Below are 13,442 nucleotides of genomic sequence, written 5' to 3' on the forward strand. Positions count from 1 at the left end.
GGGGCACAAAATCGGCTCAGGGCGCGCCACGGGGCAGTGTGACGGTAAAAACAGTTCCCTTGCCGGCTTCGCTGCGGAGGGTGATCGTTCCGCCGTGTTCTTCGATGATTTTACGGCTGATGGCCAGGCCCAGGCCGACCCCGGGAATGGCAGCCCTGCGCGCCGTGTCCGACCGGAAAAACTTGGTGAACACCTCGGCCTGCTCCGCTTCGGTCATCCCAATGCCCGGGTCGGCCACCTCAATGACCGTGGTGGCTGCGGTGCGGCGGGCGCGGACCGTGACCCGGCCTCCGTCGGGTGAGTACTTCACGGCGTTGGAGAGCAGGTTGTCCAGGACCTGGCCGATACGCCGGGGGTCCACAACGTCCGCCAATGAGGCGGGGAGGTCAGCGACAATCTGTACGCCGTTGATTTCCGCCCGGGGAACCGCTGAAGTGACGGCAGCCTGGATGAGTTCGGTGAGATCCGCCGGGACCAGGGCCACGCCGCTGTCCCCGGTGGCCGCAGTCAGCAGGTCCGAGACGAGTGCCAGCAGCTTTTCCGAGTTGCGCATCGCCACCTGAAGGGAGGCACCGATGTGGGCAGGCAGCTCATCGGTGTCCTCCAACACCAAATCCAGGTAACCCATAATCGACGTCAGAGGCGTGCGCAGCTCATGGGAAACATTCGCCACAAAGTCCTCCTTGGCCCGTACCGCATCCACAAGACCGGTGACGTCGCTGAAGGCGATGACTGACCCCCTGAAGGCTCCCTGGTTCCGGACGGAACGGGCTGAGACACTCAGGCTCTGCTGCTGTTCGCCCGTTCCCAGCCAGACCAGCTGGTCGGAGAAGGATTCGCCCAGGACCGCCCGCCGGACGGGGCGCAGGTCGGGGGGAAGGGGCGTTACGCGGTCAGGACCGAACATCAACAGCTCGGATTCTTTGGGCGTCAGTATCCCCGGAGGCGTGGCTCGCCGGCGGTTATGGTCCTGCCGGCTGTTGGTGAGAATGACTTTTCCTGTTTCGTCCACCACCACAACACCCACTTCCACGGTGTTCAGGATGGTCTCCAGCAGGGCTTCCTTGCGCCGGCTCTCCGCCAGGCTTTCCTGCAGGACCAGGTCTTTTTGCCGCAGCACCTCCTGCTGGGCGGCCACCGATGCTTCTGCGCTGGCCCGTGCGGCCTCAGCCTCCTCGGTTTTGCGCAGCGTGTTGACCAGCTCCTGCTCGTAGAGACGGCGCTCATAGGCGTTGAAGACGATGATCCGGTCCAGGGCCGGTTGTCCCGGTTCAGCGGCGGGAAAACGCCGGGCGGAAATCAGGGCCGGAACCCTGGAACCGTCCCCGGCTATCAGATCCACTGCCAGTTCCGCCAAAGCGCCGGCAACTCCCATCTGCGGCAGGGCATGCGTTGCATACAGGATCCGGTCACCGATGGGCAGCAGCTTGAAGAAGCTGGCGCCCAGAACCTCCGCGCGGGTTAAGCCCAGCCAGCCCAGCACGGTGCGGTTCGCTTCACGGATGGTGCCGTGTTCATCTGTCACCAAATACCCGGCCGGTGCATCCTGGAAAAGTGCCTCATAGTCCATCGGCAGGCCGGCGGCGGGAGTGTCATCCATCCGCTGGGTTAAGCGGCGCGGCTAAGGTACCCGAGGATCGTGTCTGCTGTTTCCTCCGGGGCGCTCACATGGGGCAGGTGTCCGGTGGCTTTCAGAACGGACAGCGCGGCCTGGGGCATGTGGTCCCTGGTGTATTCGCCCACGTGCACGGGAGCCAGCAAATCATCGGTGCACTGCATGACGAGTGTGGGAACGCTGACGTCCTTGAGCAGATGCCGGACATCGGAAAGGAACGCTACCTTGGCGAATTCGCGGGCCACCGTGGGGTTGATGCGGCAGAAGCTGCCTTCAAGTTCAGTGTGCAGCTGCGGGGACCCGGGATTGCCCATGATCACCGGCGCCATGGCTGCGGCCCAAACCATGTAGTTGCTGTCCAGTGAGATCAGCAGCTCGCGGATGTCCTCCTGGGACGTTCCGCCCACGTAACCGTCTTCCGGGTAGTCCATATAACTGGGGGAGGAAGCCAGGAACACCAGGTTGCGGAACCGGGCCGGGTCCGCGGCTGCGGCGGCAACACCCATCATGCCGCCCACGCTGTGTCCCACGAATGTGACGTCGTGGAGATCCAGTTCGGCCATGATCTCCTGCACATCGGCTGTGTAACCCTCGAGGGAGGAGTACTTGGCTGACTGGTAGGCCTCGGGGTCCGAATTGCCGGCGCCCACATGGTCGAACAGGACTACGCGGTAATCAGGGGTAAACCGGGGCAGGACCCGCTGCCACATTCCCTGGTCACAACCAAAGCCGTGCGCAAACATGATGACCGGTCCCTCCGGGTTCCCCAGGACGCGGACGTTGTTGCGGGCGCGGATATCTTTCCCCATGTGATGACCTTGAACTTTCCTGAGACTGGTGGAAGGCATGCAGGCAAAAGGGCCAGGATCTGCGCCCCGCGTGCACGGTCACACTCTACAGTGATCCGTGCGGCGGGTGCCCGGAGCCCTTGGGCACGGGCAGGGGTCTCAGGAGGCGGAAAACCGGAGCTCGGCGGCGCCGCCGTTGAATGACGTCGTTCCGGCCAGGCGCATGGGACCCAGCGGCGCGGCAACGGGCAGCAGCCGGCGGCCGGCCCCCAGTGCCACCGGCATATAGGTGACCCGCAGCTCGTCCAGCAGTCCGGCCTCCGCAAACTGGGCTGCCACGAGGCCGCCGCCCACCACCCAGACATTCCGGTCTCCGGCGGCGGCTGCTGCGTCTTCACAGATGCGGCGGATGTCGCCCGAAGCGAACTGCACACCGCTGTCCGGCGGAGCCTCGAGTTTTCTGCTGGTCAGGACCTGGCAGGGCAGGGCGCCGTAGGGCCAGGAATCCGGATCCTGGGTCCGTACATAGTCATACGTGGCCGATCCCATGACCAGCGACCCCACGGTGGCCAGGAACTGGTCATAGTGGCGTTGGAACGGCTCGAAGCCGAAGGCCAGCAGCCAGTCCAGGCTGGAGTCTTCGGCGGCGATGAAGCCATCCAGGGACGATGCGACGTAGTAGATGACCTTACCCATGTTCCAGAGCATAACGACCGTCCCGCCTCTGCACACCAGCACCTGAACCACAGGCCTCCGGGAAGTCCCAAGTCGCTGAACCCCGGCCGGCCCAAACGTGCAATTGACGCCCGGGAGATGGAAGAGTGGGGGATACCAAGCACACTGATCATTAACGGGAGGCATGCAATGGCCGACGGAATTGAAGTGAACGGCAACCAACCGGAGGGCGAGTCCCCGCTGGTGGCGGACCTGGTGGTGCAGCGTCTGCAGGTGTGGGGTGTTGGCCGGATCTTCGGATACAGCGGAGACGGCATCAACCCGGTGATGGGTGCGCTCCGCCGGGCCGGCGGACCGGAGTTTGTCCAGGCACGGCATGAGGAAAACGCCGCCTTCATGGCCGTGGGACACGCGAAGTACACCGGCGAAGTGGGTGTGGTGATGTCCACCCAGGGCCCCGGCGCCATCCACCTTCTCAACGGACTGTACGACGCGCGCATGGATTCCGTGCCCGTGGTGGCGATCATTGGGCAGCAAAGCCTGAGCGTCCTTGGATCCGCCTACATGCAGGAAGTGGATCTGATGCACCTGTTCCGGGACGTTGCGTCCGGCTTCCGCCAGCAGGTTTCCAGTCCCGAGCAGGCGCCGCTGGTCATTGACCGGGCCTTTAAAGAGGCGCTCGCCACCGGCACCCCGTCCGTGGTGATTCTGCCGCATGACGTGCAGCAGGAACCTGCGCCGGAGCTGGGCCAGGAACACGGCGTGCTTGCCACGGCCCCGGTATGGCGGCCGGCCTGCATCCTGCCCCGCCAGGAGGATGTCCAGGCCGCTGCGGACGTGCTCAACAGCGGGCAGAAGGTGGCACTGCTCGTAGGCCAGGGAGCAAAGGGAGCCCGGGAACAGGTGGCGGCCCTGGCTGAGAAGCTGGGGGCTGCAATCACCACCAGCCTGCTCGGCAAGCCGTACGTGGATGAATCCCTGCCCCTGGCCGCAGGAGTCATGGGCCATCTGGGCACCTCGGCCGCAGGATTTGCGCTGGCCAACGCGGACACGCTGCTGATCATCGGCTCCAATGACCCCTGGACCGAGTTCTATCCGCCGCCCGGGGCAGCGAGGGCCGTGCAGATTGACATCGATTCGGCGGCCATCGGAAACCGCTACCCGGTGGAGGTGGCCGTTACCGGTGAGGCGGCCGCCAGCTTGGACGCGCTGCTGCCGCTGCTGAAGGAGCGCAGCGAATCGGACTGGCGCAGCGACGTCGAACACGCCGTCCGTTCCTGGCACGGCCTGTCCCGCGAACGGGCCTTTACGCCTGCTCATCCGGTGAACCCGGAACGCGCGTTTTACGAGCTGAGCCAGCGGATGCCCGCGGACGCGCAGGTGGCCGTGGACGTAGGCAGCAGCGTCTACTGGTACGCGCGCCAGCTGAGGCTGCCGGCGGGCGTTCCCGCGCACCTGTCCAGCACGCTGGCGAGCATGGGCTGCGCGGTTCCCTACGGCATTGCAGCCAAGCTGGCGCATCCGGACCGGCCGCTCATTGCTCTCTCCGGCGACGGAGCCATGCAGATGGCAGGGCTCACCGAACTCGTCACGGTCAGCAGGCTCTGGAAGAACTGGAAGGACCCGCGCTTCATCGTGTGCGTGCTCAATAACCGTGAACTGGCGGAGGTGACCTGGGAGCAGCGGGAGATGGAAACGGAGCCCCGCTTTGCGGACAGCCAGGCACTTCCGGACTTCAACTACGCCGGATATGCGGAACTGCTGGGATTCAAGGGCATCAGGGTGGAGGACCCGGAGTTGCTCGGGGAGGCCTGGGACTCCGCGCTCGCCGCCAGCATGCCCTGCATTATCGAGGTTGTCTCCGACCCTGATGTGCCGCTGCTGCCGCCCTTCCCGGGCGGAAAGACGCAGGGGGCGTCAATGATGGAAGCACTGGAAAAGGAAGGCCCGCAAACGCAGCACGCCCGGGACCTCCTTTCCGTGTACCTCCGCCAGGAAGAGTCCCTGGCGGACTGATCCCGGCGGAGGCGCGGACGCTACGGCCGGGCGCCCAGCTCCACGGCCTCCTCGTCGGTCAGGTAGGCGGACTCAGCATGGGCGGCCAGATCGATGCCCTGCAGTTCACTCTCTTCCGGAATGCGCAGCCCAATGGTGACTGCCAGCAGCTTGGCAATGATCCACGTGACCACGAAGGAGTAGACGAGAACAGCCACCGAGGCCAGCGCCTGGATGCCCAGCAGCTCAAAGCCGCCGCCGTACAACAGTCCGCTGACACCGTTGGGCGCAGCGTCGGTGGCAAACAGGCCGATCAGCAGGGTGCCCAAAAGCCCGCCGACGGCGTGAACGCCCACCACGTCCAGCGAGTCGTCATAGCCCAGCCGGTACTTCCACTCAATGGCCAGCGAGCAGACAAGCCCGGCGAGCAGCCCGATGGCCAGCGCGCCCAGCGGGCTGACGGCGCCGCACGCCGGAGTGATGGCCACCAGGGCGGAGACCAGCCCGGAGGCCGCGCCCAGGGAAGACGAGGTTCCCAGCCGCAGCCGGTCCATGAGCATCCAGCCCAGCAGGCCGGCTGCGGCAGCCACCGCGGTGTTCAGGAAAACGACGGCGGCGGAGTTGCCGGCGCTCAGGGCGGAACCGGCATTGAATCCGTACCAGCCAACCCAGAGCAGTCCGGCGCCGAGCAGCACCAGCGGACGGCTGTGCGGTTTGCCTGAGGCATGCGGCCAGCCTTTGCTGCGCCCGAGGACCAGGGCAAGCGCAAGGGCGGCCACCCCGGCGTTCATATGCACAGCCGTGCCGCCGGCAAAGTCGATTGCCCCCAGCCGGTTCGCAATCCAGCCGCCGGTCACGGAGCCGTCCTCGCTGCTGAAGGCGAACACCCAGTGGGCAACCGGAAAGTAGACCAGCGTGGCCCAGAGCCCGGCGAAGAGCATCCAGGCGCCGAACTTCATCCGTCCGGCGGCGGCGCCTGCCACCAGCGCCGTGGTGACGCAGGCGAACATTAGTTGGAAGGCGGCAAACAGTGCCAGCGGGATCGAGGTTTCCGGGTCCTCGGCCAGCAGTTGGGATAGTCCGGCGAATTCAAGGGGATTGCCCAGCAGCCCTGCTCCGGACAGAGAGTTGCCGAAGGCTGCGGAGTACCCGTAAAGCACCCACAGCACTGCAACGAGGCTTGCGCTGCCGAAGCACATCAGCATCATGTTCAGGATGCGGCGCGAGCCCACCATTCCTCCATAGAAGAAGGCGATGCCGGGGATCATGAGACAGACCAGTGCAGCACTGGTCAGCAGCCAGGCGGTGTTTCCAGAGTCCATGGAGATGCTCCATTCGGGGTGGCCGGCCAACGGGCCGGAAGCGGCGGTTGGAAACCGTACCCTTCCCAGAGTGGGCACCCCGTATTACATCCAGGTTTCCCGGCAGGTTATGCCTGTGTTAACAGCTGCTGGAAGCTTGCTGGAAGTTCCCTAATAGGCACGCGGCAGGCCGCGGCCGAAGGAAAAGGCCCGCACCACTTCCACAATGCCCAGCACTACCAGGGCGATGCCGCCAAAAACAACAAGCGCGGCAAGGGAACTAACCGGCAGGAACAACACCACCACGCCGGCAATGATGCTGATAATTCCGTAGGCGATGGCATACCAGCGTGATCCGCCGCTCTCCACCTCGGTCAGGGACATGATGCCCTCCACAATCCAGGCGATTCCGATGAAGAGGGCCAGAACGGTCAGGGAAGCGAGCGGATTGCGGATGGCCGCCACCCCCGCGATGAAGAGCAGCAGGCCGATGAGGATATTGAGCACCCGCAGGCCGCCGAGCAGCGGAGTAACGAGTCCGGTCACAACGCGCACCGCGCCGGACACAATGAAATAGAGGCCAAACAGGACGGCAATCACGTCCAGGGTGGCTCCGGGCCAAAACAGGACAAGCGCACCCAGGACCACCGAGAGGACGCCGGTGAGAATCATCCCCCCGCGGATGCCCCGGACCACCTTGTGGGTGAGTTCGCTGACGTCCAAGTGCAACCCGCCAAACCCAAAAGTGCTTCCTGACATGGACATTTGGAACCTCCCACAGAGTCGGATCAGCAGAACCGCAGCTGGGAAAAATTATCCGGCCGAGGATGCTTCGATCTCTAGGGCAGGCTCGCCTCGGCGGCCCCGAAACAGGCAGACGGCGGTGTCCGGGTCCGGTGGCGAAATGCGGCCAGCGGATCCTGCTCAGTCTCCTGTGGTCCCGTCCAGCAGCTCGCGCAGGATGTCCAGGTGCCCGCAGTGCCTGCCGGTCTCCTCGATCATGTGCACCAGGACCCAGCGTACGTTCTGCGTGCCGCCGCCTCCGCGGCAGCGGTCGTCCAAGCCGTACCGTTCCAGCACCTCCCGGGATTCCCGGCAGGCAGCCTCGTAATCCGCCACAATCTCCGCCAGGCTCTCTCCGTCAGCCACGCGGAACTCGGCGTCGGGATCTTCGGCTGTCCAGCGGGTCTGCACGTCCTGCTGGCCGTCCAGTTGATTCCGGAACCAATGCCGTTCCACATCGGTCAGATGCCGGATCAGCCCCGAGACGGTGGTGAGTGAGGGAAGCAACCGCTTGGCGGCGTCGGCATCGCTGAGCCCGGAAGCCTTCATCACCACCGTGGCGCGGAAGTAGTCCAGGAAGGCGGTCAGCGTCTCAGCTTCACCGGCGGCCTCGGGCGGCTCTGTGCGGGAATCCATCGCGGTGTCATCGGTCATCGGCCCAATCTAATCCATCCTCACCGGCTGTCCGGAATGCGTTCCGGCGAGCCGGGAGAGGTGATCGCGGATCATCTGCGCAACGGCTTCGTGCCCGGCCTGGTTGGGATGGAAGGGCAGCGGGCCGCCTTCAACGGGGACGAAGCCGCCCACGGTCCAGGGCTCCTCCGACCCGGCGTAGTGGTCCAGGCTGGCCTTCGCCACGCGCACCACCGAACACCCCGTGGCGGTGGCTCCGGCTTCGGTGGCGAGCGCCAGGTGCACGGCCAATTCCCGGCCCGCGGCTGCGGAGGCGGGCTTCATGCCGGCCACGCGGACGCGGGGGTCCGGAGGCAGCACGGTCAGGTACTCCACGAACAGGACGACGGCGCGCGGGGAACGCCGCCTGATGAGCTGGCCGACGGACGCCATGGCGGCGGGGAGCAGTGCCAGCCGCCGGTTTTGGACGGCCGGAGTGAGCCCTTTGAGCATTTCCAGGGAGGGCAGGTGCTTGAGCCGTGCCAGCGGGGGCAAACCGGCCGCCATCAGCGAGGCTGCGTAGCCGATGTCATTGCCGCCGATGGTGACGGTCACCAGATCAGTGTCCGCATCAAGGGAATCCGACTGCGGCGGCTGCCCGTACTGTGAGCGCCACAGCAGGTCCGCCGTGGTGGCCCCGGAACTGGTGGCGTCAGTGAGGGACATCTGCAGTTGTCCGGCCAGCAGGTGCGCATAGTTGGCGTCTGTCCGGCCGGCCTCAGCAGGGCTTCCCGGAACCGGGCGGCCCAGGCCGGGGGCGGAAGCGTAGGAGCTGCCCAGGGCAACGTACCTGGCTCCGCTCCAGCCGGATGTGCCGGGTGCACCGGAGGTTCCGGCTGCAGCGTTGGGCTCTTGTGCTGCTGTACTCATTGGTCCTGCCTTCGGTGGGAGGGGCGGAGTCACGGAATATTCAGGAGCTGCCGGATTTCGGCATCAGTGGTCTGATCAAAGTTTTCATAGGCCTGCCCCACGGCGCTGAGGCCGATGCCCTGCCAGGGGATCACGACGTCGTCGGCCAGGCCAGCCGCTGTTTCCGCACCCGGGCCGCAGCTGACGGGAGCCGCGGCCACCAGCCAGGCCGGGTTCTGTTCCCGGAGTCCCAGCAGCGCGGCTCGCATGGTGGCGCCGGTGGCCAGCCCGTCATCCACCACCACCACTGACCGGCCGGCAACATTCAGGGGTTCGCGCCCCATCCGGTACAGCTTGTCCCGGCGGATCAGTTCGAGCTGCTGGATGGATGCGGCGGTGCGGAACGTGGCATCCGCCGCTCCCGGATTGTCATGGCCGGAGGCGTCAAGGGACCGCTGCCACTCCGCCAGGACGGCGTCATTGCGCACCGTGGTAACGGTGCCCGCGAGCCACGCCAGCGCACCGGCAGCCAGTTCCGGCTGCAGGGGAAAGCCCACTTTCCGCACGGCCACCACGTCCAGCGGTGCCCGCAGCACCTCCGCCACAGCGGCGGCCACCGGAACTCCGCCGCGGGGAAGTCCCACCACCAACAGGTTCGGCGCACCAAAATAGGGGCTGAGCTGCATGCCGAGCTTGTGCCCGGCGTCCAGCCTGTCCCGGTAGGCCCGGGATGGTGCCATGGCTCCTCCTTGGCGGGGGCCGGTTTCTTGTCACGGTAGGTGTGACCGGGAGCGGTGGCAAGGTGCCGGGCCTGATCCGTGTTTCACATTGCCAAACGCCGCAGTGCCATAGCAGGGTAGGCGTGGAAAGGTGGACCCATGACTCCCACAGCTTTGATCACCGGCGCAACATCGGGCATCGGCGCCGAATTTGCCCGCCAGCTCGCGAACCGCGGTTACAACCTGGTCCTGACGGCCCGCAACGAGGAGCGGCTGAAGGAATCGGCCGAACTGCTCGCCGGTGAATACGCGGTGCACACGGAATACATTGCGGCGGATTTGGCCGACCCGGAGGGCGTGGAGCGGGTGAGCCGGAGACTGGAAAAACCGGACATCACCATGCTGGTCAACAACGCCGGTTACGGGCTGAAGAACAACTTTGAACGCAATGACCTTTCGGCGGAAATGGACCACCTCAACGTCCTGGTAGCCGCCCCGCTGCAACTGAGCCATACCGCATTGAACACCATGCTCTCCCGGATGGAGCAGTCCGGCGGACACATCATCAATGTTGCTTCAGTGGCCGGATTCATCCCGCGCGGCACGTACAGCGCAGCCAAGTCCTGGGTGATTACCTTCAGCCGCTGGGCGAACATTCATTACAGCGGCCGGGGCGTGCATGTCACGGCCCTGTGCCCCGGGTTTGTCCACACGGAATTCCACCAGCGCATGGACATGGATAAGACGGTGTACCCCGGCTGGATGTGGCTGGATGCCGAGCGCGTGGTCCGTGAAGGACTGGCGGATGCTTTCGCCGGCAAGGGCGTTTCCATTCCCAGCAAGCGGTACAAAGCTTTGGCCTGGATCGGTGCGCGGGCGCCGCAGCCCCTTGTGGCCCGCATTGCCGGCCGCGGCCGGTAGGCCGCCGCGGAACACCGCGTCATCAAACTGGCACCACCAGTGCCGGCCGCTTAGGGTGGTGCCCCATGACGCGCATCACAGCACCCAGCTCCGCTTACCTGAACCAGCTCGACGCCGAAACCGGGCGCCGGATGGAAACCGCACAGAGTCCCGTCTCTGATTTCGCCGGGGCGCCTGCAGAGCTTGCCGGCCAGGTGGAAGCGCGGGTGGATGCACTTGCCGCCGATCTCAACGACGTTGTCCACACCCTGCACGGGGACCCGGAGACAGCTTATGAGGAGCACCGGAGCGCGGCGTTCCTCGTGGATCTGCTGCGCCGCCACGGCATCAAGGCGGAGCTGGGAGCGCACGGAGTGCCCACGGCCATCCGGGCGGAAATTGGAGCGGAAGACAGGTCTGCGGAAACCGGCGGCACTGGCGACGCCGCCGGCAATGCTCCGTCCATCGCCATCCTCAGTGAATACGACGCCCTGCCCGAGGTAGGCCATGCCTGCGGGCACAACGTCATTGCGGCCACGGGAGTCGGAGCGTTCATTGCGCTGGCCCAGACGGTCGCCGAGAACCCGGAAGCCTTCCCCGGCCGGGTCGTCTTCCTGGGCACGCCGGCAGAGGAGGGACACTCCGGCAAGGAAGTCATGGCCCGCAACGGGGCCTTTGACGGCGTGGATGCCGCCATCATGGTCCATCCCTACGCGATGGATCTGGCTGAGCAGGTGTGGCTGGGACGCCGGCTGCTGACCGTCACCTTCTCCGGCGTCGCTGCCCATGCTTCCGCACAGCCGTTCATGGGCAGGAACGCACTGGATGCCGCGTCGCTGGCGTACACCGCCATCGGCCTGCTGCGCCAGCAGCTGCCGCCGGTGGACCGCGTCCACGCCATCATCACCGAGGGCGGCCAGCGCCCCAGCGTGATTCCGGAAAAGGCTGTGCTGAAGCTCTACGCACGTTCAAAGTATCCGGACACATTGAAGGACCTGAGCGCCCGGCTGGAGGATGTTGCCCGCGGCGCCGCCCTCATGACCGGCACCGGAGTGTCCATCGACTGGGATGAGCATCCGCCGTCGCTGCCGGTGCGCACCAACTCCACGCTGACCGGACGGTGGGTCAGTGCCCAGCAGCGGCGCGGGCGCAGCCCGCTGCCGGCCGGCGTCGTATCGGAAACCATTGCCGCCTCCACGGACTTCGGCAATGTCAGCTACCGGATCCCCGGCATCCATCCGCTGATCGGCATTGCGCCGGCGGACGTGGCTCTGCACACCCGGGCCTTCGCGGACGCCGCCGGATCGGCCGCCGCGGAATCGGGTGCGCTGGACGGTGCCGCAGGTTTGGCGCTGACCGCCCTGGACTACCTTTGCGACCCGGATCTGCGCGCCGCAGTGGCACGGGAGTTCGCTGCTGCCGGCGGCCCCGTTGATGTTGCCCGTTACTTCGACTGACAGGACATAAGACCGGCATGACCACAACTCCAGCTGCCCCCGTCAGTACCCGCCGCAGCCTTTCCGACCGTCTCCTGGGCGGCGTGGAACGTGTCGGCAACAAACTGCCGGACCCGTTTATGCTCTTTTTGATCCTCTTCCTCGTTGTGGCGGTGGTTTCCACCGCCATGGCCTGGGCCAACGTTGCGGTCACCGTGCCCGGAGCAGCAGAGGAAACCGTGATCAAAGGTTTCTTCACCGCCGAGGGGCTGAGCTGGTTCACCACCACCCTGGGCGCAAACTATCTGGGCTTCCCGCCGCTGGCCACGGTGCTGCCGATCCTGCTGGCCGTGGGAGTTGCAGAGAAATCCGGGTTGCTTTCGGCCCTGATCCGCAAGGTCTTCGGGTCCGCGCCGCGCTGGGCACTGCCGTACGCCGTCGGCCTTGTAGGCGTCACCGGGTCCATCATGTCCGACGCCGCGTTTGTAGTGATTCCGCCCCTGGCTGCCCTGGTTTTCAAGGCGGCGGGACGCCATCCGGTGGCCGGGCTGCTGGGCGGCTTCGCGGCCGCCGGCGCCGGATACTCCACGTCCCTGCTGGTCACCAGCCTGGACGCCCTCTTTTCCGGCATTACGACGGCGGTCACCCAGTCACTGCCCAACCCGGGTTCCCCGGTGAACCCGCTGTCCAACTACTTCTTCAATATTGCGTCCTCGCTCGTGCTGGTTGTCCTGGCCGGATTCATTATCGACAAGATCCTGGAACCGCGCCTCTGCCGGCAGGGCGTCCCCGCCGAGGAAACGGCCGGAGAGGAGGACGAGGAAGCCCAGGCTGCTCCGGAGGCGCTGTCCTCCGTCCTGACTCCGGTGGAACGCCGGGGCGTGCTGTGGGCAGTGGCTGCAGGCGCGGCCGTCGCCGCCGTCATCCTGGTGGGCGCGCTGCTGCCGGATTCGCCCTGGCGCAACGAGGACGGCGGTTACCTGCCCAAGTCGCCGCTGCTGAGCTCGATCGTCTTCATTGTCTTCATTATGTTCACCGTGCCCGGCCTGGTGTACGGCAAGCTCACCGGCACCATCGCCGGCGGCAAAGACGTTCCCCGGGTGATGGGAGCCTCGCTCAAGGACATGAGCGGGTTTCTGGTGCTGGCGTTCATCCTGGGGCAGTTCATCGCCCTGTTCAACTGGTCCGGCATCGGCAACTGGCTGGCCGTCGCCGGCGCTTCCGGCCTGGAATCCATTGGGCTCACCGGATACCCCGCAATTATCGGCTTTATCCTGCTGGCCTCGCTGCTGAACCTGTTCATCATTTCGGGTTCGGCCATGTGGACGCTGATGGCCTCGGTGTTTGTGCCGATGTTTGCACTCCTTGGCTTTGAACCGGCATTCATCCAGGGTGCCTTCCGGGTGGGTGACTCGGCGACCCAGATCCTGACCCCGCTGAACCCGTACATGATTGTGCTGCTGACGATGCTCCGCAAATATGAGCCTCAGGCCGGGCTCGGCACGGTCATTGCACGGATGCTCCCCTTCACGGTGCTCTTCTGGCTGGCGTGGGTGGCAGTGCTGACCGTGTTCTACGTTTTCGGCCTGCCCATGGGGCCCGGCAACGGAATATACATCGACGGCTAGGCGCTGCATCACATCAAGTGCTGATGCTGCCAAGGAACAGTGTCCGGCCCCGCAAGAGGAACCCCGCAAGAGGAACCCCAC

Annotated in this window: 12 protein-coding genes; 4 read left to right on the forward strand and 8 right to left on the reverse strand. The window is 65.7% G+C overall.

Annotated features, from left to right (window positions below):
- Positions 1-16: 16 nt before the first annotated feature.
- The 3 genes from ACIQXM_RS09340 to ACIQXM_RS09350 form a co-directional block, all read right to left on the reverse strand.
- Entirely contained in the window at positions 17-1,600 is a 1,584-nt protein-coding gene (locus ACIQXM_RS09340) for an ATP-binding protein (RefSeq protein ID WP_400930709.1), read from the reverse strand.
- 8 nt (positions 1,601-1,608) lie between these two features.
- The gene (locus ACIQXM_RS09345) at positions 1,609-2,424 is read right to left on the reverse strand and encodes an alpha/beta fold hydrolase (RefSeq protein WP_400930712.1); all 816 of its coding nucleotides are present in this window, start codon (positions 2,422-2,424) and stop codon (positions 1,609-1,611) included.
- Between the two features lie 138 nt (positions 2,425-2,562).
- Positions 2,563-3,099 (reverse strand): dihydrofolate reductase family protein, encoded by a 537-nt coding sequence (locus ACIQXM_RS09350; RefSeq protein ID WP_400930714.1) that lies wholly within the window; start codon positions 3,097-3,099, stop codon positions 2,563-2,565.
- A 168-nt stretch (positions 3,100-3,267) separates the two neighbouring features.
- On the opposite strand from ACIQXM_RS09350, the gene ACIQXM_RS09355 reads away from it, so the two are divergent.
- Positions 3,268-5,094, forward strand: a complete 1,827-nt coding sequence (locus tag ACIQXM_RS09355) for a thiamine pyrophosphate-requiring protein (protein WP_400930716.1) — start codon at positions 3,268-3,270, stop codon at positions 5,092-5,094.
- Positions 5,095-5,114: 20 nt separating this feature from the next.
- On the opposite strand, the gene ACIQXM_RS09360 is transcribed toward ACIQXM_RS09355, so the two are convergent.
- The 5 genes from ACIQXM_RS09360 to ACIQXM_RS09380 all read right to left on the reverse strand — a co-directional run bounded on the left by ACIQXM_RS09360 (position 5,115) and on the right by ACIQXM_RS09380 (position 9,418).
- Positions 5,115-6,395: an ammonium transporter gene (locus ACIQXM_RS09360; RefSeq protein WP_400930718.1), complete on the reverse strand. Its 1,281-nt coding sequence runs from the start codon at positions 6,393-6,395 to the stop codon at positions 5,115-5,117.
- Positions 6,396-6,545: 150 nt separating this feature from the next.
- Entirely contained in the window at positions 6,546-7,133 is a 588-nt protein-coding gene (locus ACIQXM_RS09365) for an HdeD family acid-resistance protein (protein ID WP_400930720.1), read from the reverse strand.
- Between the two features lie 165 nt (positions 7,134-7,298).
- Positions 7,299-7,811, reverse strand: a complete 513-nt coding sequence (locus tag ACIQXM_RS09370) for a DinB family protein (protein ID WP_400930722.1) — start codon at positions 7,809-7,811, stop codon at positions 7,299-7,301.
- A gap of 9 nt (positions 7,812-7,820) precedes the next feature.
- Entirely contained in the window at positions 7,821-8,699 is an 879-nt protein-coding gene (locus ACIQXM_RS09375; protein ID WP_400930724.1) for an SGNH/GDSL hydrolase family protein, read from the reverse strand.
- Between the two features lie 29 nt (positions 8,700-8,728).
- Positions 8,729-9,418: a phosphoribosyltransferase gene (locus tag ACIQXM_RS09380; RefSeq protein WP_400930726.1), complete on the reverse strand. Its 690-nt coding sequence runs from the start codon at positions 9,416-9,418 to the stop codon at positions 8,729-8,731.
- A 138-nt stretch (positions 9,419-9,556) separates the two neighbouring features.
- Between ACIQXM_RS09380 and ACIQXM_RS09385 the strand changes: the two genes are divergently transcribed.
- The 3 genes from ACIQXM_RS09385 (at position 9,557) to ACIQXM_RS09395 (ending at position 13,361) form a co-directional block, all read left to right on the forward strand.
- Entirely contained in the window at positions 9,557-10,318 is a 762-nt protein-coding gene (locus ACIQXM_RS09385) for an SDR family NAD(P)-dependent oxidoreductase (RefSeq protein ID WP_400930728.1), read from the forward strand.
- A 65-nt stretch (positions 10,319-10,383) separates the two neighbouring features.
- A complete protein-coding gene (locus ACIQXM_RS09390) occupies positions 10,384-11,754 on the forward strand; it encodes a M20 family metallopeptidase (RefSeq protein ID WP_400930730.1) in 1,371 nt (456 codons plus the stop codon).
- Between the two features lie 17 nt (positions 11,755-11,771).
- Entirely contained in the window at positions 11,772-13,361 is a 1,590-nt protein-coding gene (locus ACIQXM_RS09395) for an AbgT family transporter (protein WP_400930732.1), read from the forward strand.
- Positions 13,362-13,442 lie beyond the last annotated feature (81 nt).

It is taken from the genome of Arthrobacter sp. NPDC097144 (assembly GCF_044762205.1).
Lineage (GTDB): Bacteria > Actinomycetota > Actinomycetes > Actinomycetales > Micrococcaceae > Arthrobacter_B.

What these genes read in the sequence shown, in the direction of transcription:
- ACIQXM_RS09365 (WP_400930720.1), bottom strand. Translation starts at nt 7,133, where the DNA reads ATGTCAGGAAGCACTTTTGGGTTTGGCGGGTTGCACTTGGACGTCAGC.
- ACIQXM_RS09345 (WP_400930712.1), bottom strand. Translation starts at nt 2,424, where the DNA reads ATGGGGAAAGATATCCGCGCCCGCAACAACGTCCGCGTCCTGGGGAAC.
- ACIQXM_RS09355 (WP_400930716.1), top strand. Translation starts at nt 3,268, where the DNA reads ATGGCCGACGGAATTGAAGTGAACGGCAACCAACCGGAGGGCGAGTCC.
- ACIQXM_RS09390 (WP_400930730.1), top strand. Translation starts at nt 10,384, where the DNA reads ATGACGCGCATCACAGCACCCAGCTCCGCTTACCTGAACCAGCTCGAC.
- ACIQXM_RS09360 (WP_400930718.1), bottom strand. Translation starts at nt 6,395, where the DNA reads ATGGACTCTGGAAACACCGCCTGGCTGCTGACCAGTGCTGCACTGGTC.
- ACIQXM_RS09385 (WP_400930728.1), top strand. Translation starts at nt 9,557, where the DNA reads ATGACTCCCACAGCTTTGATCACCGGCGCAACATCGGGCATCGGCGCC.
- ACIQXM_RS09350 (WP_400930714.1), bottom strand. Translation starts at nt 3,099, where the DNA reads ATGGGTAAGGTCATCTACTACGTCGCATCGTCCCTGGATGGCTTCATC.
- ACIQXM_RS09395 (WP_400930732.1), top strand. Translation starts at nt 11,772, where the DNA reads ATGACCACAACTCCAGCTGCCCCCGTCAGTACCCGCCGCAGCCTTTCC.
- ACIQXM_RS09370 (WP_400930722.1), bottom strand. Translation starts at nt 7,811, where the DNA reads ATGACCGATGACACCGCGATGGATTCCCGCACAGAGCCGCCCGAGGCC.
- ACIQXM_RS09340 (WP_400930709.1), bottom strand. Translation starts at nt 1,600, where the DNA reads ATGGATGACACTCCCGCCGCCGGCCTGCCGATGGACTATGAGGCACTT.
- ACIQXM_RS09375 (WP_400930724.1), bottom strand. Translation starts at nt 8,699, where the DNA reads ATGAGTACAGCAGCACAAGAGCCCAACGCTGCAGCCGGAACCTCCGGT.
- ACIQXM_RS09380 (WP_400930726.1), bottom strand. Translation starts at nt 9,418, where the DNA reads ATGGCACCATCCCGGGCCTACCGGGACAGGCTGGACGCCGGGCACAAG.